This window comes from Halorubrum aethiopicum, from assembly GCF_001542905.1.
In the GTDB taxonomy this organism is placed as follows: Archaea; Halobacteriota; Halobacteria; order Halobacteriales; family Haloferacaceae; genus Halorubrum; species Halorubrum aethiopicum.
Map to the genome: position 1 here is coordinate 1159315 of NZ_LOAJ01000001.1, position 24711 is coordinate 1184025.

Annotated in this window: 19 protein-coding genes; 13 read left to right on the forward strand and 6 right to left on the reverse strand. The window is 65.8% G+C overall.

From position 1 onward, the window contains the following. Positions 1-10: 10 nt before the first annotated feature. The 3 genes from AXA68_RS05640 to AXA68_RS05650 form a co-directional block, all read right to left on the reverse strand. A complete protein-coding gene (locus AXA68_RS05640; protein ID WP_066413935.1) occupies positions 11-1147 on the reverse strand; it encodes a mandelate racemase/muconate lactonizing enzyme family protein in 1137 nt (378 codons plus the stop codon). Further along, a complete protein-coding gene (locus tag AXA68_RS05645; protein ID WP_198530021.1) occupies positions 1144-2739 on the reverse strand; it encodes an N-acyl-D-amino-acid deacylase family protein in 1596 nt (531 codons plus the stop codon). The genes AXA68_RS05640 and AXA68_RS05645 overlap by 4 nt, the downstream gene beginning before the upstream one ends. Before the next feature lie 135 nt (positions 2740-2874). After that, positions 2875-3216 (reverse strand): hypothetical protein, encoded by a 342-nt coding sequence (locus AXA68_RS05650; protein ID WP_066413938.1) that lies wholly within the window; start codon positions 3214-3216, stop codon positions 2875-2877. A 273-nt stretch (positions 3217-3489) separates the two neighbouring features. Here AXA68_RS05650 and AXA68_RS05655 point away from each other — a divergent pair, with 273 nt between their 5' ends. The 6 genes from AXA68_RS05655 (at position 3490) to AXA68_RS05680 (ending at position 10173) form a co-directional block, all read left to right on the forward strand. Then, positions 3490-3990 carry a hypothetical protein gene (locus AXA68_RS05655; protein ID WP_066413944.1) on the forward strand — a complete coding sequence of 167 codons (501 nt, stop codon included), beginning with the start codon at positions 3490-3492 and terminating at the stop codon, positions 3988-3990. Between the two features lie 213 nt (positions 3991-4203). Continuing rightward, complete coding sequence (locus AXA68_RS05660) at positions 4204-5934, forward strand: ABC transporter substrate-binding protein (protein ID WP_157884787.1); 1731 nt, start codon at positions 4204-4206, stop codon at positions 5932-5934. A gap of 54 nt (positions 5935-5988) precedes the next feature. Then, positions 5989-6972 (forward strand): ABC transporter permease, encoded by a 984-nt coding sequence (locus AXA68_RS05665; RefSeq protein WP_066413949.1) that lies wholly within the window; start codon positions 5989-5991, stop codon positions 6970-6972. A 1-nt stretch (position 6973) separates the two neighbouring features. After that, positions 6974-7921: an ABC transporter permease gene (locus AXA68_RS05670; protein ID WP_066413958.1), complete on the forward strand. Its 948-nt coding sequence runs from the start codon at positions 6974-6976 to the stop codon at positions 7919-7921. A 1-nt stretch (position 7922) separates the two neighbouring features. Further along, positions 7923-9008, forward strand: a complete 1086-nt coding sequence (locus AXA68_RS05675) for an ABC transporter ATP-binding protein (RefSeq protein ID WP_066413960.1) — start codon at positions 7923-7925, stop codon at positions 9006-9008. After that, on the forward strand, positions 9001-10173 hold the full coding sequence (locus AXA68_RS05680) for an ABC transporter ATP-binding protein (protein ID WP_066413962.1): 1173 nt from the start codon (positions 9001-9003) through the stop codon (positions 10171-10173). The genes AXA68_RS05675 and AXA68_RS05680 overlap by 8 nt, the downstream gene beginning before the upstream one ends. A 93-nt stretch (positions 10174-10266) precedes the next feature. Here the strand turns inward: AXA68_RS05680 and AXA68_RS05685 are convergent, their stop codons facing one another. After that, a complete protein-coding gene (locus AXA68_RS05685) occupies positions 10267-11802 on the reverse strand; it encodes a M81 family metallopeptidase (RefSeq protein WP_066413965.1) in 1536 nt (511 codons plus the stop codon). Positions 11803-11970: 168 nt separating this feature from the next. Between AXA68_RS05685 and AXA68_RS05690 the strand changes: the two genes are divergently transcribed. After that, the gene (locus tag AXA68_RS05690) at positions 11971-13566 is read left to right on the forward strand and encodes an N-acyl-D-amino-acid deacylase family protein (RefSeq protein ID WP_066413968.1); all 1596 of its coding nucleotides are present in this window, start codon (positions 11971-11973) and stop codon (positions 13564-13566) included. A 24-nt stretch (positions 13567-13590) separates the two neighbouring features. On the opposite strand, the gene AXA68_RS05695 is transcribed toward AXA68_RS05690, so the two are convergent. Next, positions 13591-14730 (reverse strand): alanine racemase, encoded by a 1140-nt coding sequence (locus AXA68_RS05695; protein ID WP_066413971.1) that lies wholly within the window; start codon positions 14728-14730, stop codon positions 13591-13593. A gap of 402 nt (positions 14731-15132) precedes the next feature. On the opposite strand from AXA68_RS05695, the gene AXA68_RS05700 reads away from it, so the two are divergent. Together AXA68_RS05700 and thrC are read left to right on the forward strand one after the other, a co-directional pair. After that, the gene (locus AXA68_RS05700; RefSeq protein WP_066413972.1) at positions 15133-15858 is read left to right on the forward strand and encodes a helix-turn-helix domain-containing protein; all 726 of its coding nucleotides are present in this window, start codon (positions 15133-15135) and stop codon (positions 15856-15858) included. A 69-nt stretch (positions 15859-15927) separates the two neighbouring features. After that, positions 15928-17157 carry a threonine synthase gene (gene thrC, locus AXA68_RS05705; protein WP_066413975.1) on the forward strand — a complete coding sequence of 410 codons (1230 nt, stop codon included), beginning with the start codon at positions 15928-15930 and terminating at the stop codon, positions 17155-17157. Positions 17158-17175: 18 nt separating this feature from the next. Here thrC and AXA68_RS05710 read toward each other — a convergent pair whose 3' ends face one another. Next, positions 17176-18795: an N-acyl-D-amino-acid deacylase family protein gene (locus tag AXA68_RS05710; protein WP_066413977.1), complete on the reverse strand. Its 1620-nt coding sequence runs from the start codon at positions 18793-18795 to the stop codon at positions 17176-17178. A gap of 89 nt (positions 18796-18884) precedes the next feature. Here AXA68_RS05710 and AXA68_RS05715 point away from each other — a divergent pair, with 89 nt between their 5' ends. The 4 genes from AXA68_RS05715 to AXA68_RS05730 all read left to right on the forward strand — a co-directional run bounded on the left by AXA68_RS05715 (position 18885) and on the right by AXA68_RS05730 (position 24634). After that, positions 18885-20129 (forward strand): Zn-dependent hydrolase, encoded by a 1245-nt coding sequence (locus AXA68_RS05715; protein WP_066413978.1) that lies wholly within the window; start codon positions 18885-18887, stop codon positions 20127-20129. A 121-nt stretch (positions 20130-20250) separates the two neighbouring features. Continuing rightward, positions 20251-21846, forward strand: a complete 1596-nt coding sequence (locus AXA68_RS05720; RefSeq protein ID WP_066413983.1) for an N-acyl-D-amino-acid deacylase family protein — start codon at positions 20251-20253, stop codon at positions 21844-21846. A gap of 85 nt (positions 21847-21931) precedes the next feature. Beyond that, entirely contained in the window at positions 21932-23329 is a 1398-nt protein-coding gene (locus tag AXA68_RS05725; RefSeq protein ID WP_066413984.1) for a signal recognition particle protein Srp54, read from the forward strand. Positions 23330-23407: 78 nt separating this feature from the next. Beyond that, positions 23408-24634: an MFS transporter gene (locus AXA68_RS05730; protein ID WP_066413985.1), complete on the forward strand. Its 1227-nt coding sequence runs from the start codon at positions 23408-23410 to the stop codon at positions 24632-24634. Positions 24635-24711 lie beyond the last annotated feature (77 nt).

Below are 24711 nucleotides of genomic sequence, written 5' to 3' on the forward strand. Positions count from 1 at the left end.
GAACGACGATTCAATCGGTCCGGTACCGTTCGACCGCCGAATCGTCCAACGTCACTCCGAGGCCCGGATCCCTCGGGACCGTGAAGCGGCCTCCCGAGGCGCTCCACACCTCCGGGTCCTCGATGAGCGTCGACGCCGCGTGGACGTTCAGGGCACCGGACGGATAGGTGATCGCCGGCGACGACGCCGCGAAGTGAGCGTTTGCGGCCATCCCGACTCCGAGCTCGAGCATCGTTCCCATGAAACAGGGGAGTCCGTGCGCGCTCGCGACCGTCGCGACGTCGCGCGCACGCGAGAGCCCGCCGGTCTTCGCGAGCTTGATGTTGACCACGTCACAGGCGTCTCGTCGGGCGAGATCGGCGACGTCCGCCGGGGAGAAACAGGCCTCGTCGGCCAACACCGGCACGCCCGTCGCCTCCCGTACCCGCCGGAGCCCCGCGATGTCGTCGTAGGGTACCGGCTGTTCCACCAGAACGAGTCCGCCGGCCGCCTCGTCGAGGACGGGAACGCGACGCACCGCCTCCGCGGCCGACCACCCTTGGTTGGCGTCGACGCGGATCCTCGCGTCGGGAACCGCGTCGGCGATCGCCGCGATCGCCTTCCGCTCGGCCTCGAAGTCCGGGCCACCGACCTTCACCTTGAAGGCGGTGAACCCCTCCTCGCGGCCCTCGATCGCGAGTTCACGGACTTCCTCCGGCGAACGGATGCCGATGGAGTAGTGGAGGGGTATCGTCGGATCGCCGTCGGGCGCGCCGCCGAGCAGATCGTACACCGGGAGGTCCCGTAACTTCCCCAACGCGTCGTACAGTGCCATGTCGACGCCGCTGATCGGGAACGGCTCCCCCGAGAGCGTCCGCTCCGCCCGGTCGACGACCCGCGGGATGCGGTGGAGCGGCTCCCCCTCGACGAGCGGCGCGAGACGGTCTTCGATCAGGTCCACGACCGCACGCTGTGTCAGCCCGTGCGGCCACGTCGACAGCGGCGCGACCTCCCCGACGCCCGTGACGCCGGCATCGGTCTCGACGCGGACGAGGACGTGATCGTACGACCCTTCCCCGCCGGTCGCCACGGAGAGGCTCGTCTCGTAGGACGTCTCCACCGGTACCGACACCGGAACCGTCTCGACGCCGGTGACCGTGGCGCTCATGCGCCGATCACGTCTCCGGGCCGCGCGCCGGTGTGGTCGCCGTCTTCGACGACGAACTCCCCGTTGACGAGGACGTGCTCCACGCCGGCGGGGTAGACGGCGGGGTCGAGGAAGTCCCCGGTCTGTTCGACGGTCTCGGGGTCGAACACCGTCAGGTCGGCGCGGGCGTCCCGCTTCACCACGCCGCGGTCGTCGAGCCCCAACCGCGAGGCGGGCATGCCCGTCATCTTGTGGACGGCGCGCTCGAGCGGGATCACGCCCTCCTCGCGGACGTACTTGCCGAGCACTTGGGGGAACGTCCCGTAGTTCCGCGGGTGCGGAACGCCCTCGCCGAGCGGCCCGGACTGACGGAGCGAGGAGCCGTCGCTGCCGACCATGGTGAGGTCGTGGCGCATCACCGTTCGGACGTCCGCCTCGTCCATGCCGAAGTTGACGTGCATGGTCCGGTTCTCGTCCTCGAGGACGATGTCGAGGAGGATCTCGGCGGGGGGACGCTCCTCCCCGTCCCGGGACGCGAGTTCGGCGATCGTCTTCCCCTCACACTCCTTCAGGTCGGAGTTCTGGACACCCGTCACGAGGATGCCGTCCCAATTGCTCGTGCGATCTGCCTTCAGGTCGTCGCGGATCCGGGCTCGAGTCTCGGGCTCGCGGAGCCGCTCGAGGAGCGCGTCGTCGCCTCCGTCGTGGGCCCAGTTGGGGAGGAGAGCTCCGAGGCTCGTCGAGGAGGCGACGTACGGGTACTGGTCACACTGTACGTCGATCCCCTCCCGCTGGCGAACGAGCTCCATCCGGCGGAGGGTGGCCCTGACCTTGCCCCAGTTGTCGGGGCCGATGGCCTTGTGGTGGGACACCTGTACCGGGATGTCCGCCCGGCGGCCGATCTCGATGGTCTCCTCGACGCTCTCGATGAGGCCGTCGCTCTCGGAGCGCATGTGGGTGGCGTAGAAGCCGCCGTGGTCGGCCGCGACCTCGGCGAGCGCGACCACCTCGTCGACGTCGGCGTAACACCCCGGCGGGTAGAAGAGGCCGGTGGAGAGCCCGACCGCGCCGTCCGCCATCGCCTCGGCGACGAGGTCGCGCATCTCGTCGAGTTCGTCGCCCGACGGAGCGCGGTCCTCGTGGCCCACGACGGCCGCGCGGACGTTCCCGTGACCGACGAGCGACCCGACGTTGAGCGAGAGGCCGTCCGCCGCGAGGAACTCGAGGTAGTCCGCCATCGAGTCCCACTCGTCGGGGTCGACCGACCCGCCGAGTCCGTTGCTCTCGAACCAGTCGTCGACGGAGCGGGCGGCCGCCCCGTACCGCGGCGCGGCGCTCGTCCCGCAGTTCCCGACGATCTCGAGGGTCACGCCCTGTCGGACCTTGCTGTGGGCGTCACGGTTCGCCGGGAGCGTGAAGTCGGAGTGGGTGTGGATGTCGATGAACCCCGGCGCGATCACGTCGCCGTCGAGGTTCACCTCGGTATCCCCTTCGCCCGCGACCGCCCCGACCGCGGCGATCCGGCCGTCGGCGACCGCGACGTCCCCGCGGTACCACGGCGACCCGGTTCCGTCGACGATCCGTCCGTTCCGAAACACGTGTTCGTAGCTCATCGAGCGAACTCACGGGGAGCCACGGGTAAAGTGTGCCACCGTCCAAGTGCGGGTACGAGTCCCGCCACCGGCGACTCCGGGCGGAGACGGAGCCCCGGGGTTCGTGCCGCGGGATCGAGGGGATGGTCGGGTGCTCTACGAGAGCAATCCGACGTACGTCGCGACGATCGAGTAGAGAAGCGTGACGGCGAGGAACGCCGTCTCGTTGACGTCGAGCGTGAAGTACACGAGGGCGAACACCGGATACGGGGCGACCAGAAGGAACGTCTCGAGGACGTACCACTGCTGTGGCGTGACGTCGAGACGGTGACGGATCCGGTCACGAGGCAGGGGATCGCGCAACTCAGTCGGGGGTTTGATCTCGTCGGAGTCGGACGCGTCCCCGTTTCCGGGATCGGTCCCGTCGACGGACTCTTCGGTGTTCCCCGGTGGTCCCCACTCCGCGTACTCCTCCCGGTCGGGATCGCTCTGCGTCACGTTCTCCCTCCGTCGTTGCTTCGAGAGGACACGCCGAAACGGACGTCGGCCGTTTCGACGGTCCGTGGACGGGTTTGGTGACTTCTCGTGAGACCGGCTTTCCGACCCACGGTGGCTCCGGCGGGTCGGTTCGAACACGCCGTCAACCGCCGGAGGACGCCACCACGGGAGTTCATGACACGGAAGTTCATGGCCCGAGATGCCGGGTTGAGACGGGTAAACTCTTCGCACGAAAGCGTACATTGAAAAGCGTACATCGATAGCGATGGGCGTATGGGATTACGGGACATACTCGACGCGGCCGAGGCGGTCGGAGATCGCGACGAGGTCCGTCAGTCGACGTTCCGCGAGGAGTTCGAAGCGTACGAGGCCGGCGAGACGGAGTCGTTTCCTCGAACCCGGGAGGCCATCGCCGACGAACGAGCGGCGCTCGAGGAGCTGGCCGACGAACTGGACGCCGAGGAAGGGAACATCGATCAGCTGATCGAACGAACTGAGTTCTTCACCGTGGATCAGGCGGTCCGCCACCGAGAGCAGACGATCGAAAAGCTGGAGGCACACAACGAACACCTCCGGGAGTTCCACGACGCGATGACCACGGCACTAGAGCGGATCGAGACGAACCTCTCGGAGCTGGAGTCGAGCGGCCCGGGATCGATCGAGGAGGACCCACAGCCACAGTTCGAGCGTGCTCACGACGCCTTGGACGACCACAACGAGGCGGTCGAGGACCTGAGTACCAATCTCACGATCCTGAACGCGTACCTCCGGTAGGCGACCCGGTCGCCGGTCGTCGAGTTGTGATGTGAACCCTTCTACGGGTGATCCGAGCCGAATGTACTGGGTGAACGCTTCTTTTCCGTACGCTCGTGGGGCGAGGTGTTCGAAAATCACGAATTCGACACGGTACCCTCCATAGTTTGGTGGTGGCTATAACCCCGGAAGTTGATATTGGGCTTGTGTATGACTACCAATCGACGTAGTTTCATGCGGAAGATGGGCGCCGCCGGGGCGGCCATCGGTAGTGTCAGCATAGCGGGGTGTTCCGGGGAGCAAACCACCACGACCCAAGGAGACGACGGATCGGGTGGTGGCGGCGGATCGGATGCCCGAGTGGTGGAGGAGGACCTTCCCGAAGAGCGGATGATGGACGACGTGATCCACCTCGCGTACACCGAACAGTACAACCCCGGGCGCTACCAGGCGAACCAGTACGTCGACCAACGTCTCACCGACGAGATGGGGATCCCGACGGTGACGGATCCGGTGGAGGCGACCGTGGTCGCCTCACGCGAGGAGTCGGGCGAGTACGACATCGTCACCTACCGGTGGAGCGCGAACAACGGCGAGCCTGACAGCATCATCGTCCCGCGGTTCGCGTCCGACGGCTCCCAGAACTGGACGGGCTTCTCCAGCGAGGAGTACGACGAGATCGCCTACGAGCAGCGACAGGAGACGGACCGGGAGGCCAGACAGGAGCTCGTTCATCAGGCACAGGACATCATCGGCGAGCAACGCCCCGAGAACCAGTTCCTGTTCAACGAGTACTACTACGCGTTCCGAAGCGACCGGTTCGAGGAGGACTCGGTCGTCGTGACGGACACGGGGCTGCGAAACATCTGGAACTACACCCAGATCGAGCCGAAAAACGAGGAGGGGAACACCATCGTCACCAACAACTGGGACCCCTCCGACCAGCTCAACCCCCTCAACGCCAACGCCATCGGCCCGAGTCGGAACTGGACGCCCACGCGGTTCATGCACGACATGCTCATCCGGACGGGACCGGAGCTCGAAGCTCAGCCGTGGGCGGCGACGGAGTGGGAGTGGGAGGACGACACCACGGTCACCTTCCAGCTCCGCGAGGGGATGACGTTCCACGACGGGGAACCGGTTACCGCAAGCGACGTGGTGTGGACCTACCAGCTGATGCTCGACCTGGAGCCGCCGGCGTACCTCAACAACGTCGTTCAGGTCGTCGACAGCGTCGAGCAGGACGGCGACTACACGGTGACGTTCTCCCTCGAGGAGCCGTACGTTCCGTTCATCAAGACCACCGCGGGGATCGTCCCCATCCTCCCCGAACACTACTGGACGAGCCTGATGGAGGAGACGGGGACGACCGAGCAGCCCTGGCAGATCTCGATCACCGACGACAGACCCGTCGTCGGCTCCGGCCCGTTCCAGTGGGGAACGTGGGACCAGGGGTCGCGGTTCGAGATGCCGTCGTTCGACGACCACTTCATGGCGCCGAACATCGACATGCGGATCCAGCGGCCGCTGTCGACCACCGACGCCGAATACGAGGCGCTGCTCAACGGCGACTACGACCTGCTCGACTACTGGTTCGGAGACACCGAACAGCTCGCGGGGGCCGTCGAGGAGAACGACTTCCTGAGCTCCATCGAGACGCTCGGAGTGGGTCGCCAGTCGGCGTGGGTCAACTGCCAGCGCCCGCCGTTCGATCACGTCCCGATGCGGCAGGCGTTCAACGCGGTGGTCAACGACTCACAACAGACCATCATCAACGAGGCGTTCGACGGCTACGGACAGGAGGCACGCACGTTCATCAACCCCTCGTTGTCGTTCTGGCACAACGAGGACACGACGTTCTTCGACGGCGGGATCGAGGGAGCGACGACGATCCTCGCGGACGCCGGTTACGTGTGGGACAGCGACGGGAACATCCACTACCCGGAAGGAATGACCGGGAAGTGACGTCGTCGGTCCGACGACGACCATTAGATCCGTTATTGATCCTCCCCATTACACATGGTTAACAAACGATACATCGCTCGGCGTCTCGCGTTGATGGCGCTCTCGATATTCGTCGTCATCACGATCCTGTTTTTCCTCTTCAGACAGGTTCCAGGCGGTCCGATGTCGGCGTTCACGAACCCTCGGATGAGCCAGGCGGCGCGACAGGCGATCATCGAACAGTACGGCCTGAACGACCCACTCTGGCGACAGTACCTCCGGTACATCGTGAACGTGGCTCAACTCGACTTCGGCCAGTCGTTCTACTACGGGACCTCGGTGTCGTCGCTCATCTTCGACCGGTTCGTGAACACGATGAGCCTGATGCTGACGGCGTTCGTCATCTCGTACACCATCGGTACGTATCTCGGCGCACAGCTCGGCTGGCTCCGGGGCACGACGAAGGAACGTGCCGGGATGGTGGTCGTGCTGTTCGTCCGCTCGATGCCGGTGTTCTGGACGGGGATGGTCGTTCTCTACGTATTCTCGTTCCAGCTGGGTCTCTTCCCGATCGGCGGGATGCGGGGCACGGGCGCGAGCTACACCACGATGGCGGAGAAGTTCCTCAGCACGGACTTCCTGTATCACGTGGCCTTGCCGGTGTTCACGTTGTGTACGTACTACACGGGATTGCCGCTGTTGTTGATGCGGAACAACCTCTTGGAAGTCCTTTCCGAGAGCTATATCGATACGGCACGCGCCAAGGGACTCACCAGTCGACGAGTCCTGTTCGTCCACGCGGCACGCAACGCCATCCTCCCGGTAGTGACGGCGTTCGCGATCGCGATCGGTTTCGCGGTCGGCGGACAGGTGTTGATCGAGACCGTCTACTCGTGGCCCGGGCTGGGTCGCGAGATGGTTCAGGCGTCGCTTCGAAGCGACTACCCCGTCGCACAGGCCGCGTTCGCTCTTCTGTCCGTGATCGTCATCACGATGAACTTCGTCGCGGACATCGCGTACACGTACCTCGATCCGCGGGTCAGTCTGGGTGAAAGCTAACATGAGCGAAGAAACGGATACGGGCGGAAGGGCCGTGGCCGACTCGACGAAAACCAAACAGGGATGGCGTCGATTCCTCCACAACCTCAAGCGATCGAGCCGCGAACAGGCGCAGCTGTTCGTCCAGTCCCGAATGGCGGTGGCCGGACTACTGATCATCCTGTTTTATCTCGTGCTCGCAGTGATCTCGCCGTACATCATCCCGTACGGTCCGTACGAGCGGATCTACATGCTCGACGGCTCGTGGGCGTCGCTCCAACCGCCGTCGCTCGCGCATCCGCTCGGGACGACGGACTCGGGATACGACGTACTCTCACAGCTGCTCTTGGGATCGCGTATCGCGATGTTCGTCGGTATATTGGGTGCGTTCATGGTGGCCGTGATCGGCACGACCGTCGGTATCGTCGCCGGCTACTACGGCGGCTGGATCGACGAGATCGTGATGCGGCTCGTGGACATCCTCTACGGGCTCCCGTTCATCCCGTTCGTCATCGTTCTCGCGACGGTGTTCGGCGCGAGCGTCTGGAACATCATCATCGGCGTCGCCCTGTTGTACTGGCTCTCGACCGCCCGCGTGATCCGGTCGGAAGTGTTGACGGTCCGCGAGCGGCCGTACGTCGAGGCCGCCGAGGCCGCCGGTGCATCCGACTTCCGCATCATGACGGTCCATATCCTTCCGAACGTCATTCCGCTGTCGGCGCTGTACGCCGCCATCGCGGTGGGGTACTCCATCGTCGCCCAGGCGAGCGTGGCGTTTCTCGGGTTCGGCGACCCGGCGGTCCCCTCGTGGGGCGTGATGCTCCAACGGGCGTTCGTGACCCAGTCGTTCGGACAGGCTTGGTGGTGGACCATTCCGCCGGGACTTTCGATCACGCTGGTCGTGATGGGCGCGTACCTCGTCGGTCGCGGATACGAGGAAGTCGTCAACCCGCAGCTACAGGAGAAATAAGATGAAACAAGCAACAGCGACCTTCGACTTCGACGACGACGCACCGTTACTGGCCGTCGAGGACGCCGTCGTGACATACTCGACGAGCAGCGGCGACCTCACCGCGGTCGACGAGATCAGCTTCTCGGTCGACGAGAACGAGATATTCGGTCTGGTCGGGGAATCCGGCTGTGGGAAGAGCACGGTCGCACAAGCGATACTGAGCCTGCTTCCGACCAACGGCCGTATCTCCTCCGGCTCCGTCCGATTTCGCGGAGTCGAACTGACCGAGCTGTCGAAACGAGAGCTCGACGCGCTCCGCTGGGAGCACTTCTCGCTCATCAGTCAGGGTGCGATGAACGCACTCAATCCGGTTCATAGGATATCCAATCAGATCGTCGAGGCGATCCAGGCCCATCGGGACGTCTCCACCGACGAGGCGCGAGAGCGGGTGGCGGAGCTGTTCGAGGTGGTGGGGCTCGATCCGGACCGCATGGACGACTACCCGCACCAGTTCTCCGGCGGGATGAAACAGCGGGCGTACATCGCGATGTCGCTCGCACTCGATCCCGACCTCATAATCGCCGACGAGCCGACTACGGCGCTCGACGTCATCGTTCAAGACCAGATCCTCAAGCGATTGAAGCAGCTGCGCGACGAGCTCGGGATCTCCGTCATCATCATCTCCCACGACATCAGCGTCATCGCGGAGACCTGTAATCGCCTCGGAGTGATGTACTCCGGGAAGCTGATGGAGTACGGTAATCTCAAGGAGATCTTCGCGAACCCGTACAACCCGTACACGCTGGGATTACAGAACGCCTTCCCCACGCTTCGCGGCGACCAGTCGGATCTCATCAGCATCCCGGGAAGCCCGCCGGACATCGCGGACCTGCCCGACGGCTGTCGATTCATGGACCGATGTCCCTTCGCTACCAGCGAGTGTGCGACCGAGCACCCGCCGCTGGAGACGGTCGGCGAGGACCACGCGTCGGCGTGTTACCATCACGACTCGGTCGAACGGATGCGCGAGGACTCGAAGGAGCGGGAGACGTGGAACCGGACGGGAGCCGACGTCGCAACCTCCGGAGGTGTCGGCGATGACTGAGGAGGCGTCCACTGCCGACGGTGACGATCCCGAGTACATCATGGAGTGTGAGGGGTTGAAAAAGTACTTCAATACGGAACAGGGGCTTCTCGGCGGACTGTTCGGCGGAGCGGACCAAGTCCGCGCCGTCGACGGGATCGATCTCCAGATCGAGAAGGGGGAGATCGTCGGCCTCGCGGGCGAATCGGGCTGTGGAAAGACGACGGCCGGCAAGACGCTCATCCGTCTGCTCGACTCGACGGAGGGGACCATCCGGTTCCGCGGCCGCGACGTGACCGACATCACCGGATCGGAGCTTCAGCAGTTCCGTCGGGACGTCCAGATCATCTTCCAGGACCCCTTCGAGAGCCTGAACCCGCGGATGACCGTGTACGACGCGGTCGTCGAACCGCTGAAGATCCACGGGATCGACGGGGATGAACGGTACGAACGGGTCGTCGAGGCGCTCGAACGGGCGGAACTCACCCCGCCGGAGACGTGGTTCGAGAGCTATCCACATCAGCTCTCCGGCGGCGAGCGACAACGGGTCGCCATCGCTCGTGCCCTCGTGCTCGAACCGGACTTCCTGTTGGCCGACGAGCCGGTGTCGATGCTGGACGTCTCGATCCGCGCCGGCGTCCTCGGTCTGCTCCAGCGGCTGAACGAGGAACTCGATCTGACGATCCTCTTCATCAGCCACGACCTCTCGTTGCTCCGACAGGTGTGTGATCGGATCGGCATCATGTACTTGGGACGGATCATCGAGTCCGGGGAAACGGAGCGGATAATCAGTAACCCGGTTCACCCCTACGCGAAGGCGCTGATCGGGGCCGCTCCGGAACCCGATCCGTTTCGGGAACGCGAACACGTCGAGATCCAGGGGTCGATCCCCGACCCGATCAACCTGCCGAGCGGTTGTCGGTTCAAGGGTCGGTGTCCGGAACGGGAGGCGATCTGTGACCACGTCGACCCGGGCCTCCGACCGATCGAGGTCGAGGGCGAACCCGGATCGAAGCGCGAGGTCGCCTGTCACGCCTACTACGAGGACGACGACGCCGCTGCCTACGAGTCGGAACTCCGGTCGATGGACTCGGTTCCGGAGGACGTGAAAGCGGAGCCGCACCGAGCGGTCCCGCTCGAAGAAACGCAGGACTCCGACCTCGAGTCGGACGTCACGGCCTACTGACCTGAGTCGACCGAGGCCGTTTCGCAGGGAACAGACCGGAATACGACCCTTTCGTGGCGACCTGACTCGAGCGTTCAGAGAACCGGCGGACTCTCAGTCCCAGTCCGGATACATCCCGTCGTCCATCTCGTCGAGCGGGAACTGTGGCCGGCGGATCCGGTCGAACTCGAACTTCCGCGGATCCATCGCGACGAGCCCGATGCTGTTGATCGGGATGACTTCGCTCGACATCGGCTCGTAGTCCGCCCGGAAGTGGTTGGTGCTCTTGACGGTCAACACGTCGAGTCGCTCGGGTTGGATCCCCACATGCCGCCAGATCTCGGCGTCCAACGGCTGCATGCGGTTCTCGGTGACGATCACGGAAACGCCGTCGTCGCGGCCGCACTGGAGGTGGATCCCCGTACCGAGGTGGTTCTCGCTTCCCGTACCCATCGGTCCGGTGTTGCGGAACTCCCCGTCGGTGATCGCCTTCACGTAGCCGTCGAGGCCCGCGATCGGGTCGCCGTGTTTGTCGTCGGTCTTCCCGCCGAGATCGACGGTCACACGCTCTCCCACGCCCGCCTCGACGCAGGCGTCGACCACCTCGGGATCACGGATGACGGCGAACCCGGCGTTCGTCAGCCCCTGATCGATCATCTCTCGGAGGACGGTGGTCCCGTCCGCGGCCCCGCCGCCGCCGGGATTGTCCCCGACGTCGGCCATCACGACCGGGCCGGCGTTCGCGTCGAGTCCGTCGAGAAGTCGGCGCGCCTCCGCGACCGCCTCGTCGGGTTCGGGGTAGTTACCGACGAAATCCTCCCGGCGCTCCCAGACGTGTGCGGCCAGCTCACGGGAGATCTCGCGGGCGAGATCGGGATCGTCGTCGGTCACGACCGGGATCGAAAAGCCCATCGACGGGACGTCGGCTTGATGGAACCCTGGGAACACGTTTACCTTTACCACTCCGTCTCGTTCCTCGTACTCCCGGGCGAGCCCCATCACCTCGGCCATCGGTCCTTCACGCGTGTTCTGTTTGGGACCGAAGGGCAGAACCGGCGGGCGTTCGATGGCCATCGTCGGCTCGATCTCGCCACGCATCGTTCGGGTGAGGTATCGCATCGCACGGCGGCCGGTGTCGCCCATGTCCGTGTGCGGATACTCCTCGTAGGCGACCAGAACGTCCGCCTCGTCCACGAGCTGGTCGGTGTTGTTGCCGTGGAGATCGAGAGTCACGGCGATCGGGACGTCCGGACCGACCCGTTCGCGGACCGCGGCCACCAGCGGTCCCTCGCCGTCGTCCATCCCTTCCGGAACCATCGCACCGTGGAGACAGAGACAGACCCCGTCCAGCTCGTCGGCGTGTTCCTCGACGCCGTCCAGGATCTGCTGTGTGTAGAAGTCGTAGGCGTCCGACGCGACGACGCCGCTGGGCGTCGCCGACGCGGACACGGTGTACCGGAGATCGACCCCTTCCTTCTCCGCGACCTCCATCGCGCCCCCCTCACAGGTGTTGGTTCCTCCCATCCGTTCGGGGATCTCCTCTCCGAAGTACTCCCGACGCTCCTGGAACAACGACCGACCGGTTCGCCCGCTCGCGAACGTGTTCGTCTCGTGAGCGAAACCCCCGATCAAAACTGTCTCGTTTGACATGTCCGTTCGTCCCGACCACTCCCGGTTAAAGTCGGGACCTATCATGGTCAGGGGTGTCCCGCCGACGCCGAATCGGTGACCACCCGTGAATGTGAGGTAGTGGTGTTAGGTGTCCCACACTCCGTGCGTTCGTATGGTGATGCCTGTTCGAATCGAGAGGGTAGATCGATGACTAACGACGTGCTTCTCGAGAACGCTCGGATCGTCGACGGAACGGGCGCACCGTGGTTCCGCGGTGCCGTGACCGTCGACGATGGCCGGATAACGGACGTGATCCGGGGTGACGTCGACGTCGCGGCGAACGAGTCCGTCGACGTGGAGGGAAAGGTGGTGTGTCCGGGATTCATCGATACGCACTCGCATTCGGATCTGGAACTGTTCGCGGATCCCACGCTCGCGCCCAAACTCAGACAGGGGATCACCACCGAGATACTGGGCCAGGACGGCTTTTCCATGGCTCCGATGTATCGCGACGGCGGTGCCGACCAGTGGGCACGGCACCTCTCGGGACTCGCCGGCGACGTCGACGTCGAGTGGGACTGGGGAAGCGTCGCCGACTACCTCGACGCCGTCGAGGACGACGGGATCGCACCCAACGTGGCCACGCTCGTGGGGCACGGAACCGTTCGGTTCGACGTGCTCGGAATGACCGATCGTGCCCCCACCGACGACGAACTCGAGGAGATGTCGTCGCTCGTCGCCGACGCGCTGGAGGACGGGGCGATCGGCTTCTCGACCGGACTCGTCTACTCGCCGCAAGTGAACGCATCGACCGAGGAGACACAGCGTCTCGCCGCCGAACTCGAACCGTACGGACGACCGTTCGTCGCACACATCCGGAGCGAGGGACGGTGGATCTGGGAGGCGCTCGACGAGTTCGTCGACATCGGTGCCGACGAGAACGTTCCGCTTCACCTCTCACACTTCAAGGTCTCGGGAACCGAACAACACGGGAAGGCCGGACGGGCGACGGAGCTCGTCGAGACCGCCCGTGAACGGGGAGTCGACCTCACGGCCGAACAGTACCCCTACACGGCCGGTAACACCCTTCTTTCCGCGGTTCTCCCGCCGTGGGTTCACGCGGAAGGCCCCGACCACGTACTCGACGTCCTTCGAGACGAGACGGCCAGAGAGCGGATCCGTCGTGACATCGAGGAGTGGCGCATCGACGGATGGGAAAACCAGGGCGCTCGCTCCGGCTGGGAGAACATCGTCGTCCGCAACCTCGAAACCGAGACGTGGCGCGAGTACGAGGGGGAGTCCGTCGCCGACATCGCCTCGGACCGCGATCAGAACCCCGTCTTCACCGTCTGTGACGTCCTCCTCGACGAGGAGCTGTCACCGGCCATGATCCTCCACACGGTCACCGAGCCCGACGTACGCGACATCATGGCAAGCGAACGGGTCGGCATCGCCACCGACGGGCTGTTCGGCGCGTATCCTCACCCCCGGACGTACGGGACCTATCCCCGCGTTCTGGGGACGTACGTCCGTGAGGAGAATCACCTCTCTCTGGAGGACGCAGTCAGGAAGATGACGTCGCTTCCGGCGCGTGCGATGGGACTCGACCGGAAGGGCGTCCTCCGGCCGGGGATGGACGCCGACCTGGTCGTGTTCGATCCGGTCACCGTGGAGAGTCGGGCGACGTTCGAGAACCCGCGACGCTTCCCATCAGGGGTTCCTCACGTCATGGTCGACGGTACCTTCGTCGTCCGGGATGACGAAGTGACCGATGCGCGACCGGGGACCGCGATCAAAAAATAACTCGCTTCTCCGTCGGCAGTTGCGCTATTTCACTTTCCCACGTGCTTGAACTGGCCAGAGCTCCTCGACACGATCCTCCCGTACGCCGACGATCGTATCGTGGAGATTGACGGTCGTACAGACGTGGGGAACGATGAACTCGATGCGGTCCCCGACCGCGAGTGACCCGTCTTTGTCAGTAGTGTCGAGCCAGCCGTGCTCCTCGGACGCGTTCACGTACTCGACGTCGTCACGGTATCTGGGCACGGGCAGTTGCGACGTGTCCATCGAGAGCGTCTTGCTCCCGGCGTCGACGACCGCGCGGTCCTCGCTCGGCGCGGAGATCACCGTCGAGACGACGGTCGCCGCGCAGTCGTCCCGGTCGACCTCGAACGGTCGGTGCTCGAGCTCGCCCACGTCCATGAACGGGTACATCCCCGGGTTGATCTCGGTGACGACCGGGTGTTGCCCGCTGTATTTCGAGGTCGCGGTCCCGCCCACCTTGACTTCCGGGACGGCGATCCCGTCGGATTCCAGCAGGTCGACCGTCTCCTGTACGCGATCCATGGCCTCCGTACAGTACGTCTCGTACTCCGATCGCGTCTCGGCTTCGGACTTGACGTGGGCCTCGTAGGCGAGCAGCCCTCGGAGGTTCAGGTTCGGCTGCTCGCGAACGAACCGTGCCGTCTCCAGCGTGGATTCGCCCGGCGTGACTCCCGTGCGGTGTAATCCGACGTCGATCTCCAGGATCACGTCGACGTCTTCGTCCCGGTCCGCCGCGGCTTCCTGAAGCGGATCGATGTTCCCCGGTCCGTCGACGGTCGTGGCGAACCGATCGAGCTTCTCCGACAACCGTACGAGCCGCTCAAGCTTTCGTGGGCCGACGACCATATACGAGAGATAGATGTCGTCGATGCCGTTCCTCGCCATGACCTCGACCTCGCTGAGGGTCTGACAGACGATCCCGCTTTCACCGCCGTACTCGCTCTGTCGTTTGGCGAGTTCGGCGTTTTTGTGCGTCTTGACGTGCGAACGGAGCCGGACGTCGTTCGCTTCCGCGAACGAGACGTAGTCTCGGACGTTCGACTCCATCGTGTCGAGATCGACCAACAGTGCCGGCGTCTCGATCTCGCCTTTCGGCGTACCTATCGCCGGTCGCATCTCCGCGGTCGTCGGGGTTGGCATGACCGAAATACAAAAAACGACGACAAAAATCTTGCCGCCCGCTCGACGTCGTTTCCGGTTGGTGGCTCCCTATGAAACCCGGCCGTCCGCGACTTCTCTCCAGTAGGAGGTGGTCGTCTGTATGCTCTCGAAACGGTTTCCCGCATCATTAATTCGAATATACAGAAGAGTATTCAAAAACTTTGAAATGAACTAACACACTGACGCTCGATTTCTGTATAATGACATTTCCGTCGTCGGTTTTCGACTGCTTCTTCAAATAATCCGGACTAATGGACCTCTATATGGGACACACTGTTATAGACCCGAACCACTGTGATCTCCTATTATTCTTGGTAGTATCCATATGATTTCGTCACGACTGCCGAAACATTTATTATACTACATATGACGCCTGATGGCATGGGAGAAGCCCTCAATAGATCATCAACTCCGATCCCCCGGACGTCGCAACTCGCGCTACGCATCTGGCATCCGGACTGTTGGACGCTACAAACGACCGCGGCCGTCGACGCCGGGCTCATCGCACACGGGGTCTACGAGTACGACGACATCGTGAGCGCGCGACTGACGGCCCACGCGGACACCACCGACCGGATCGACGACCTCGTGGCGGAGATCAAGGAATCGCCCTTGACCGAACGGGCCAAAGTGATCAACGAGTACTTCAATCCCGGATTACAGACGAACCCGGCCGGAAACGCCACACAGGAGCTCCTCGTCGAATACGAGCCGGAGAACAGCATTCACGACGCCTTCGTCTCGCGCGGTTTCGTTCCCGAGGAGGAGATCCGGATGAACGACGGCTACGAGTACTGGACCGTCATCGTCCGCGCGTCCCGGAACACGATCCAGGAGCGGCTGGACGAGATCCGCCAGGAGATGGACGCCGAGATCCGGATCGAGGGAATGAAATCGGCCCAGACGACCACCGCTCAGTGCCAGCAAACCGACCAGTTGTCGGAACGACAGCGGGAGATCTTCGAGCTCGCACAGGAGGAGGGGTACTACATGTGGCCCCGCGAGACCTCCGCCACCGACCTCGCGGACGAGGTCGACATCTCGAAGACGACCTTCCTCGAACACCTCCGTAAAGCGGAGGCCAAGATCCTCGGCAAGATCGACTAGGTCTCGTCCCCGTCCGAGGCCGTCCATGAGAGGCGGTGGATTCTCTTCGTTCCCGCCCGATCGCAGTGTATGGACCACGTCGAAACGCTGGAGTGTACCCTCTGTGGTGCGGAGTACGACCCCGACCAGGTGATCTACACGTGCCCGAACCATCCGGGCGTGAAGGGCATTCTCGACGTCACGTACGACTACGACGCCGTCGTCGACCGGTTCGACGAACCCCTCGACGGCGACATCCGCTCGCAGTGGAAGTACCGGGCGTTCCTCCCGGTCGCGGACGAGTCGGAACCGGTGACGCTCGGCGAGGGGGGAACTCCCCTCCTCGATACGCCCCGGCTCGGGACGGAACTCGGCGTCGACCTCCGCGTGAAGGACGACGGGCGCAACCCGACGGGCGTGTTGAAGGATCGAGCGACCGCGGTCTCGGTGACGAAGGCGCGGGAGTTCGGCCGGGAGGTCGTCACCTGCGCCTCGACCGGGAACGCGGCGGCGTCGCTCGCCGGCTTCGCCGCCCGGGGCGGACTCGACTGCCGGCTCTTCGTCCCCGGCGACGCCCCGGAGGGGAAGCTGGCACAGCCGCTCGTCTACGGCGCGGACGTGCTCGGCGTGAAGGGGAGCTACGACGAGGCGTACGACCTCAGCATGGAGGTGACGGAGCGGTTCGGCTGGTACAACCGCAACGCCGCCGTCAACCCCTTCCAGGTGGAGGGGAAACGCACCGTCGGCCACGAGCTGGCCGAGCAGACCCGCGAAGAGGTCCCCGACTGGCTCGTCTTCTCCATGGGCGACGGCTGTACGATCGCGGGCGGCTGGAAGGGGTTCCGCGAGTTCCGCGACCTCGACCTCGTCGAGGAGGCTCCGAGGATGCTCGGCGTTCAAGCGGAGGGTGCGAGCGCGATCCACGACGCGTTCCACGACCACGACGACGCCGACGAGGTCGCCGACACCGTCGCCGACAGCATCTCCGTCGGCCGGCCGCGGAACACGGTGAAGGCCTGTTCGGCGCTCGAGGCGAGCGGCGGCGAGTCGGTCCTCGTGAGCGACGAGGAGATCCTCGCGGCGGAGTCGCTTCTGGGGCGGACCGAGGGGATCTACGCCGAGCCCGCGGGGGCCACCCCGGTCGCCGGCCTCCGGAAGGCCCGCGAGGCGGGGATCGTCGAGGAGGGCGACTCCGTCGTCGTCGTCGTCACCGGAAACGGACTGAAGGACACGAAGAGTGCGATGCGAGCGGGCGGGACGGTCGACGCCATCGACCCCGCCATCGACGACGTGGTCGAGCGGTATCCCGACGAGGTCTGATCCCGACGGGAGCGTCAGTTATCGATCCGAGAGGTCCGGACGACGCGGATCCTCCCACTCCTCGACCGACCGGAGCACCCGTCCCGGACGATTCCCGGTCGGATCGCCGTCCTCGACGACGAACTCGCCGCCGATCAGGACGTGTTCTATCCCGTCCGAGAGCCGCATCGGGTCGTTGAACGTCGCGTTCGATCGAACCCGATCCGGATCGAACACGACCAGATCGGCGACGTACCCCTCGAAGACGCGGCCCCGATCCGGAAGCCCGAGCACGTCGGCCGGGTGACCGGCCGCCTTGTACACCGCGTCCTCGAGCGGGAGCACCTCGCGGTCACGGACGTACCGCTCCAGTAATCGAGGGTACGTTCCGACGGCCCGCGGATGCGGCTTTCCGCCGAAGATCCCGTCGGTACAGATCGTTCCGCGGGGGTCGGAGAGGAACCGGTCGATGTCCTCGTCGTCCATCACGAAGTCCGCCATGGTTACGTCGAGGTCCTCCTCGACGAGGAGGTCGCAGATCGCGTCGATCGGGTCCGCGTCGCGTTCGGCCGCGATCCCGGCGACGGTCTCGCCCTCGGCCCGTCCGCTGCCCGTGTCGGTGATGAGGACGTTCTCCCACGAGCCGGCGGCTTTCGCGAGGTTCTCCCAGTCGCCGTCTCCCGATTCGATGTCGCGTCGGATCCGGTCGCGGGCGTCGGGATCGGTCAGTCGCTCGCGGATCTCGTCGGTCTCGCCCGTTCGCGCCCACGGCGGGAGGAGCGCCGTCAACATCGTGCTCCCGGCCGTCCACGGGTACTGGTCGAACGTCACCCGGACGCCGCGCTCGTTCGCGGCGTCGAAGACCTCGAGTACCTCCTCCGAGGCTCCCCAGTTGTCCTCGCCGGCGACCTTGAGGTGGGAGACGTGCGGCTGACAGCCGGCGGACTCACACAGCCGGACGAACCTGTCGATCGACTCGACGACCTCGTCGCTCTCGTTCCAGACGTGCGAGACCATGAACGAGTCGCGGGTCGCCAGCCGTTCGCCCAGCGCCTCGAGTTCCCCGTCGCTCCCGTACGAGCTCGGCGGGTAGATCATTCCGGTCGAGAGCGCGAACGCGCCGCCGTCGATCGCGGCCTCGAGCGTGTCCGCGACCCGTTCGAGCTCGGCGGGTTCGAGCGGCCGGTCCTCGAACCCCGCCGCCAACGACCGCAGGTTCCCGTGTGGGGCGTAGTACGCGCAGTTCACCGCCGGTCCCGCCCGCTCGAGCGCGTCGAGGAACCCGTCGGTCGTCCGCCACTCCCACGACTCGTGGGTTCCGAGGAGCGTTCGGACGCGGCGAGCCCACTCGCCGCGTCTCCCCTCGGGGACGGGCGCGACGCTGACGCCGTCCTGTCCGAGCACCTCCAGCGTCACGCCCTGCGTCACCTTCTCGACCGCCTCTGGCCGATCCAACAGGCGAAGCTCGGAGTGCGCGTGCATGTCGACGAAGCCCGGAGAGAGCGCGCCCCCGTCGACGTCGATCACGCGTTCGGCTCCGATCGGGTCGGCGGACACTTCGTCGATCCGGCCGTCGACGACTCGAACGTTCGCCTCGATCGCCGGACCTCCCGACCCGTCGTACACGGTCGCCCCTCTGAACTCGACGTTCTCGGTCATGGACGGGGAAACCCTCCCGCCACGCTAAATCGCACCCCCACACATGGGAGGCGGAGGAGTGAAAGCCGGAACAGTCGTTCCATCGAAACATGCCACGAACGATATCGGGAGAACGGTTCAGAGACCGGTTCGATCGCTTCAACGAGATCGGGGCGACGGAGCGGGGCGGCGTGAACCGGCCGACGCTCTCCGAGGAGAACGCGCGAGCGCGGGACACGCTGGTCGAGTGGTTCGAGGACGCCGGGCTCGAGGTCCGCGTCGATGAGATGGGGAACCTCTTCGGACGACGTGCGGGTCGGAACGACGACCTTCCGCCGGTGATGGTCGGATCCCACGTCGACAGCCAGTACAACGGCGGTCGGTACGACGGCGTCATCGGCGTGCTCGGCGGCCTCGAGATCGTCGAGACGCTGAACGACGCCGGCGTCGAGACGGAACGGCCGATCGAGGTGGTCTCCTGGACCAACGAGGAGGGCGTCCGGTTCCAGCCGGACATGCTGGGAAGCGGCGTGTTCGCGGGGAAGTTCGACCTCGAGTTCGCGCACTCCCTCGAGGACAAGGAGGGGAACGTGTTCGGCGAGGAACTCGAGCGGATCGGCTACCGCGGCGACGAGCCGTGTGAGCCCCGCGACCTCCACTGTTATCTCGAGCTCCACGTCGAGCAGGGGCCGAAACTCGAGGACGCCGGGCTTGCCGTCGGCGTCGTCGAGGGCGTCTACGGCTTCGTCTGGTTCGACGCCGCGTTCACGGGCAGCGCGGACCACGCCGGACCGACGCCGATGCACCTCCGGAACGACGCGCTGGTCGCGACGAGCGACGTGATCGAGTCGGTCCGACGCATCGCCGGGACGGGCGGCGACGACCTCGTGGGGACGGTCGGGTCGCTCGACGTCGACCCCAACTCGATCAACGTCATCCCGGAGCGCGTGGAGTTCACGGTCGACTTCCGCTCCTACGACGACGCCGTCGTCGACAGAGCGGCCGACCGGGTTCGCGAGGAGATCGACCACGCCGCCGCACGCGAGGGGATCGAGGCCGAACACGAGGTGATCATGCGGATCGAATCCCAGTCGTTCGACGACGACGTGGTCGAAGCGGTCGCCGACGCGGCGTCCGCGCTCGACGCCGACGCCACCCGACTCGTCAGCGGGGCGGGCCACGACGCGAGCTATCTCAACCGCGTCTGTCCGACCGGGATGGTGTTCGTCCCCAGCGTCGGCGGCGTCAGCCACACCGAAGACGAGTTCACCGAGTGGGACGACGTCGTCACCGGCGTGAACGTCCTCCTGAACGCGGCCGTCGAGAAGGCGAACGAACGGTCCGACGGCGAGTGAACGCCGGGGCGTCTCCCCGTCGGCGTCGGATCTTCGTCGCCGTCGAGTGAAGCGCCTCGCTCGCTCCGACCCGAGAATGGACGGGGGCGGGTTTTTCTAGGACGGAACGGGACCACCTCGCATGACGGACCTGCTCATCGAGAACGCTCGGATCGTCGACGGAACGGGCGCACCGTGGTTCCGCGGTGCCGTGACCGTCGAGGACGGTCGGATCGAGTCGATACACCGCAAGTCATCTCCTGACGTCGATCCGGAAACGACCGTCGACGCGGAGGGAAAGGTGGTGTGTCCGGGATTCATCGATACGCACTCGCATTCGGATCTGGAACTGTTCGCGGATCCCACGCTCGCGCCCAAGATCCGACAGGGGATCACCACCGAGGTACTGGGTCAGGACGGCTTCTCCATGGCTCCGATGTACCGCGAGGGCGGTGCCGACCAGTGGGCGAAACAGCTCGGCGCGCTCGCCGGCGACGTCGACGTCGAGTGGAGCTGGGGAAGCGTCGCCGACTATCTCGACGCCGTCGAGGAGAACGGCGTCGCGCCCAACGTGGCGCTCCTCGTGGGGCACGGAGCCGTTCGGTTCGACGTGCTCGGAATGGCCGACCGCGCTCCCACCGACGACGAACTCGAGGAGATGAGAGAACTGGTCACCGAGGCGTTAGAGGACGGGGCGGTCGGCTTCTCGACGGGGCTGATATACACGCCGTGTACCTACGCGGACACACACGAGATACGGGAACTGGCCGCCCGTCTCGGACCGTACGGGCGGCCGTTCGTCGCACACGTCCGGAGCGAAGGGCGGTGGATCTGGGAGGCGCTCGACGAGTTCGTCGACGTCGGCGCAGAGGAGAACGTCCCGCTTCACCTCTCTCACTTCAAGGTCGCCGGTCCGATGCAACACGGAAAGGCCGACCGTGCGAGGAAACTCGTCGAGACCGCCCGTGAACGGGGAGTCGACCTCACGGCCGAACAGTACCCCTACACGGCCGGCAGCACGATGCTCTCGGCCGTTCTCCCGCCGTGGGTTCACGCGGAGGGACCGGACGGAACGCTCGAACTCCTGACCGACGAGACGGCCAGGGAACGCATCCGTCGTGACATCGAGGAGTGGCGCGTCGACGAGTGGGAGAACATCGGCAAGCTCACCGGCTGGGAGAACGTCGTCATCGCGAACGTCGAGACGGAGGCGAACGAACACGTCGAGGGGATGGACGTGGCCGCGATCGCCGCGGAGCGCGGCGTAGAGCCGGTCGACGCGATCTGCGATCTCCTCGTCGAGGAGGAGCTCGGCGTCAGCATGACGGTCCACATGCTCGAGGAATCGGACGTTCGAGACATCCTCTCGTACGAGCGGGTCTGTGTCGGGTCCGACGGACTGTTCGGCGGCAAACCGCACCCTCGCGTCTACGGCACGTACCCACGGATCCTGGGACACTACGTCCGTGAGGAGAACCTTCTGACCGTCGAGGAGGCGGTGCGAAAAATGACGTCGCTTCCGGCGCGTGCGATGGGACTCGACCGGAAGGGCGTCCTCCGGCCGGGGATGGACGCCGACCTGGTCGTGTTCGATCCGGTCACCGTGGAGAGTCGGGCGACGTTCGAGAACCCGCGACGGCATCCGAGGGGGATCGACCACGTGCTCGTGAACGGCGAGTTCGTGGTTCGTGACGCCGAATCCACCGGGAACTTGCCCGGTCGATCCGTCCGAAAGTAGTCGTCGGGGCGTCCGACGGGAGCCGTCCGGAACCCCTCCCGCGACGAACAAAGCCTTTACCGCGTGGCCCGCCTACCTCCGGTAAATGGTGCTCGACGACCTCGGAACGTCCCTGCGGAGCAGCCTCGACACGCTCCAGGGGAAGACGCGTCTCGACGAGGACGACGTCGAGGAGATCGTCAAGGAGATCCAGCGGTCGCTGCTCTCCGCCGACGTCGACGTCTCCCTCGTCATGGAGCTGTCGGACTCGATCGAGACGCGCGCGCTGGAGGAGGAGCCGCCCGGCGGCACGACCGCCCGCGACCACGTCCTCAAGATCGTCTACGAGGAGATGGTCGACCTCGTCGGCGACTCCACGGCGCTGCCGCTGGAGCCGCAGACGATCCTCCTCGCGGGGCTTCAGGGCTCCGGGAAGACCACCTCCGCCGCCAAGATGGCGTGGTGGTTCTCGACGAAGGGACTCCGCCCGGCCGTGATCCAGACGGACACCTTCCGCCCCGGCGCGTACGACCAGGCGAAACAGATGGCCGAGCGGGCGGAGGTCGACTTCTACGGCGACCCCGACGGCGACGACCCGGTCGAGATCGCCCGCGAGGGGATGGAGGCGACCGCCGACGCCGACGTGCGCATCGTCGACACCGCGGGCCGACACGCCCTCGAGGACGACCTGATCGCCGAGATCGAGGAGATCGAACGCGAGGTCGACCCCGACCGGTCGCTGCTCGTGCTCGACGCCGCCATCGGCCAGGGGGCCAAGGACCAGGCCCGCCAGTTCGAGGAGTCGATCGGGATCGACGGCGTCGTGATCACCAAACTCGACGGGACCGCGAAGGGCGGGGGAGCGCTCACCGCCGTCAACGAGACGGGCTCGTCCATCGCCTTCCTCGGCTCCGGCGAGACGGTCCAAGACATCGAGCGGTTCGAGCCCTCCGGGTTCATCTCGCGGCTGCTCGGGATGGGCGACCTGAAACAGCTCTCCGAGCGCGTCGAGCGCGCGATGCAGGAGACCCAGGAGGAGGACGACGACTGGGACCCGGAGGACATGCTGGAGGGGAGCTTCACCCTGAAGGACATGAAAAAACAGATGGACGCGATGAACCGGATGGGGCCCTTAGACCAGGTGATGGACATGATCCCCGGGATGGGCGGCGGGATGATGGACCAGCTTCCCGACGACGCGATGGACGTGACCCAAGACCGGATGCGCAAGTTCGAGCGGATCATGGACTCGATGACCGACGAGGAGCTCGAGAACCCCCGCGTCGTCGGTCAGGAGCGAACCCGCCGGATCGCCCGCGGTTCGGGGACCGACGAGGAGACGGTCCGCCAGCTGCTCGAACAGCACTCGATGATGGAGCGGACCATCGAGCAGTTCCAGGGGATGGGCGAGGGCGACATGCAGCGCATGATGAAGAAGATGGGCGGCGGTGGCGGCGGCGGCCTCGGCGACATGATGGGCGGCGGCAAGGGCCCGTTCGGGTAGCCACGCCCGTCGGCTCTCCCGTCCGCCAACCCTGCCGACTTCCTCCGGTTTAAGAGCCCGACCGGACAAGGGCGACCGATGGACCTCCGGCGGCTCGCCGAGTACGACGTGCTCCTGTTGACGGCGCTTCTGTGGTTCCTCGGCAAGTTCATCCGGTACGCGTTTCCGCCGCTGTTCGAGTCCCTCCAGACGGGGTACGGCGTGAGCAACGCCGCGGTCGGGACGGCCTACACCGGATTCATGCTGGTGTACGCGCTGATGCAGTTCCCGAGCGGCGCGCTCGCCGATCGGGTCGGCGCGGTGCGGGTGATGGCCGTCGGCGCGGCGGTCGCGGGGGTTGGGGCGCTCGCGCTCGCCGTCGACGCCCCCTTCGTCGCGCTCGCGGCCGTCATGCTCGTCATCGGCGGCGGGACCGGCGCGCACAAGACGGTCGCGGTGCGGCTGATCGCGCGCGTCTACCCGGCGCGGACGGGTCGCGCGCTCGGCGCGCACGACACCCTCGGCGCGCTCGGCGGGGTCGCCGCGCCCGCGGCCGTCGTGCTCTTCCTCTCTGCCCCGCCGTTTCTCGCGAGCGTGCTGGCTCGTCTGCCCGGTGCGGACTGGCGCGGGCTGTTCGTCGTCTCCGGGGTCGTCGTCCTCGCGGTGGCGGCCGCGTTCGCGCTCCGCGTTCCGGGCCGGCTCCCCGAGAACGCCGATCGCGGGGAGCCTCGCGGGGGGCCCGACCCGCGACCGCGCGACTACCTCGTGTTGTTTCGCGACCGGCGGATGGCGGCGTTCGTGCTCGTGACGATCGCCTCCTCGTTCGCGTACAACGGGGCCGTCGCCTTCTTCCCGCTGTATCTCTCCCGGGCCGCCGGGCTCTCCACCTCCACGGCGAGCCTGCTGTACTCGGTCCTCTTCGCGGTCACGTTCGTCCAGCTCGTCTCCGGCGACCTCTCCGACCGGCTCGGCCGCCTCCCGGTGATGACGATCGCGCTCGGGCTGGCTGCGGCCTCGCTCATCGGGGTCGTCGTCCTCGTTGACGCCGGCCCGCTCGTTCTCGGCGTGCTCGTCGCGGTTCTCGGGATCGGTTCGCACGGGTATCGCCCCGTTCGGGGGGCCTATCTGATCGAGGAGCTCCCCGATCGGATCGCCGGCGGCGGGCTCGGGGCGATCCGCACGCTCCTCATGGGAGCCGGCGCGCTCGCGCCCGGGATCGTCGGCGCGACCGCCGACGTCGCCGGGTTCCGTCCCGCGTTCGCGCTGCTCGCGGGCTCCGTCGCCCTGGCCGCGCTCGCGGCGGCGGGACTGTGGATCACCGAGTGATCCGAACCGCCGTCCCCCTCGACGATCCGCGGACGCGAACGCCCGACGAGGCGATCGAGCCCGACCGCGGAACGTTT

Excerpts from the sequence above, each read along its gene's own strand:
- AXA68_RS05640 (WP_066413935.1), bottom strand. The coding sequence starts at position 1,147 with ATGAGCGCCACGGTCACCGGCGTCGAGACGGTTCCGGTGTCGGTACCG.
- AXA68_RS05645 (WP_198530021.1), bottom strand. The coding sequence starts at position 2,739 with ATGAGCTACGAACACGTGTTTCGGAACGGACGGATCGTCGACGGAACC.
- AXA68_RS05655 (WP_066413944.1), top strand. The coding sequence starts at position 3,490 with ATGGGATTACGGGACATACTCGACGCGGCCGAGGCGGTCGGAGATCGC.
- AXA68_RS05660 (WP_157884787.1), top strand. The coding sequence starts at position 4,204 with ATGCGGAAGATGGGCGCCGCCGGGGCGGCCATCGGTAGTGTCAGCATA.
- AXA68_RS05665 (WP_066413949.1), top strand. The coding sequence starts at position 5,989 with ATGGTTAACAAACGATACATCGCTCGGCGTCTCGCGTTGATGGCGCTC.
- AXA68_RS05670 (WP_066413958.1), top strand. The coding sequence starts at position 6,974 with ATGAGCGAAGAAACGGATACGGGCGGAAGGGCCGTGGCCGACTCGACG.
- AXA68_RS05675 (WP_066413960.1), top strand. The coding sequence starts at position 7,923 with ATGAAACAAGCAACAGCGACCTTCGACTTCGACGACGACGCACCGTTA.
- AXA68_RS05680 (WP_066413962.1), top strand. The coding sequence starts at position 9,001 with ATGACTGAGGAGGCGTCCACTGCCGACGGTGACGATCCCGAGTACATC.
- AXA68_RS05685 (WP_066413965.1), bottom strand. The coding sequence starts at position 11,802 with ATGTCAAACGAGACAGTTTTGATCGGGGGTTTCGCTCACGAGACGAAC.
- AXA68_RS05690 (WP_066413968.1), top strand. The coding sequence starts at position 11,971 with ATGACTAACGACGTGCTTCTCGAGAACGCTCGGATCGTCGACGGAACG.
- AXA68_RS05695 (WP_066413971.1), bottom strand. The coding sequence starts at position 14,730 with ATGCCAACCCCGACGACCGCGGAGATGCGACCGGCGATAGGTACGCCG.
- AXA68_RS05700 (WP_066413972.1), top strand. The coding sequence starts at position 15,133 with ATGGGAGAAGCCCTCAATAGATCATCAACTCCGATCCCCCGGACGTCG.
- thrC (WP_066413975.1), top strand. The coding sequence starts at position 15,928 with ATGGACCACGTCGAAACGCTGGAGTGTACCCTCTGTGGTGCGGAGTAC.
- AXA68_RS05710 (WP_066413977.1), bottom strand. The coding sequence starts at position 18,795 with ATGACCGAGAACGTCGAGTTCAGAGGGGCGACCGTGTACGACGGGTCG.
- AXA68_RS05715 (WP_066413978.1), top strand. The coding sequence starts at position 18,885 with ATGCCACGAACGATATCGGGAGAACGGTTCAGAGACCGGTTCGATCGC.
- AXA68_RS05720 (WP_066413983.1), top strand. The coding sequence starts at position 20,251 with ATGACGGACCTGCTCATCGAGAACGCTCGGATCGTCGACGGAACGGGC.
- AXA68_RS05725 (WP_066413984.1), top strand. The coding sequence starts at position 21,932 with ATGGTGCTCGACGACCTCGGAACGTCCCTGCGGAGCAGCCTCGACACG.
- AXA68_RS05730 (WP_066413985.1), top strand. The coding sequence starts at position 23,408 with ATGGACCTCCGGCGGCTCGCCGAGTACGACGTGCTCCTGTTGACGGCG.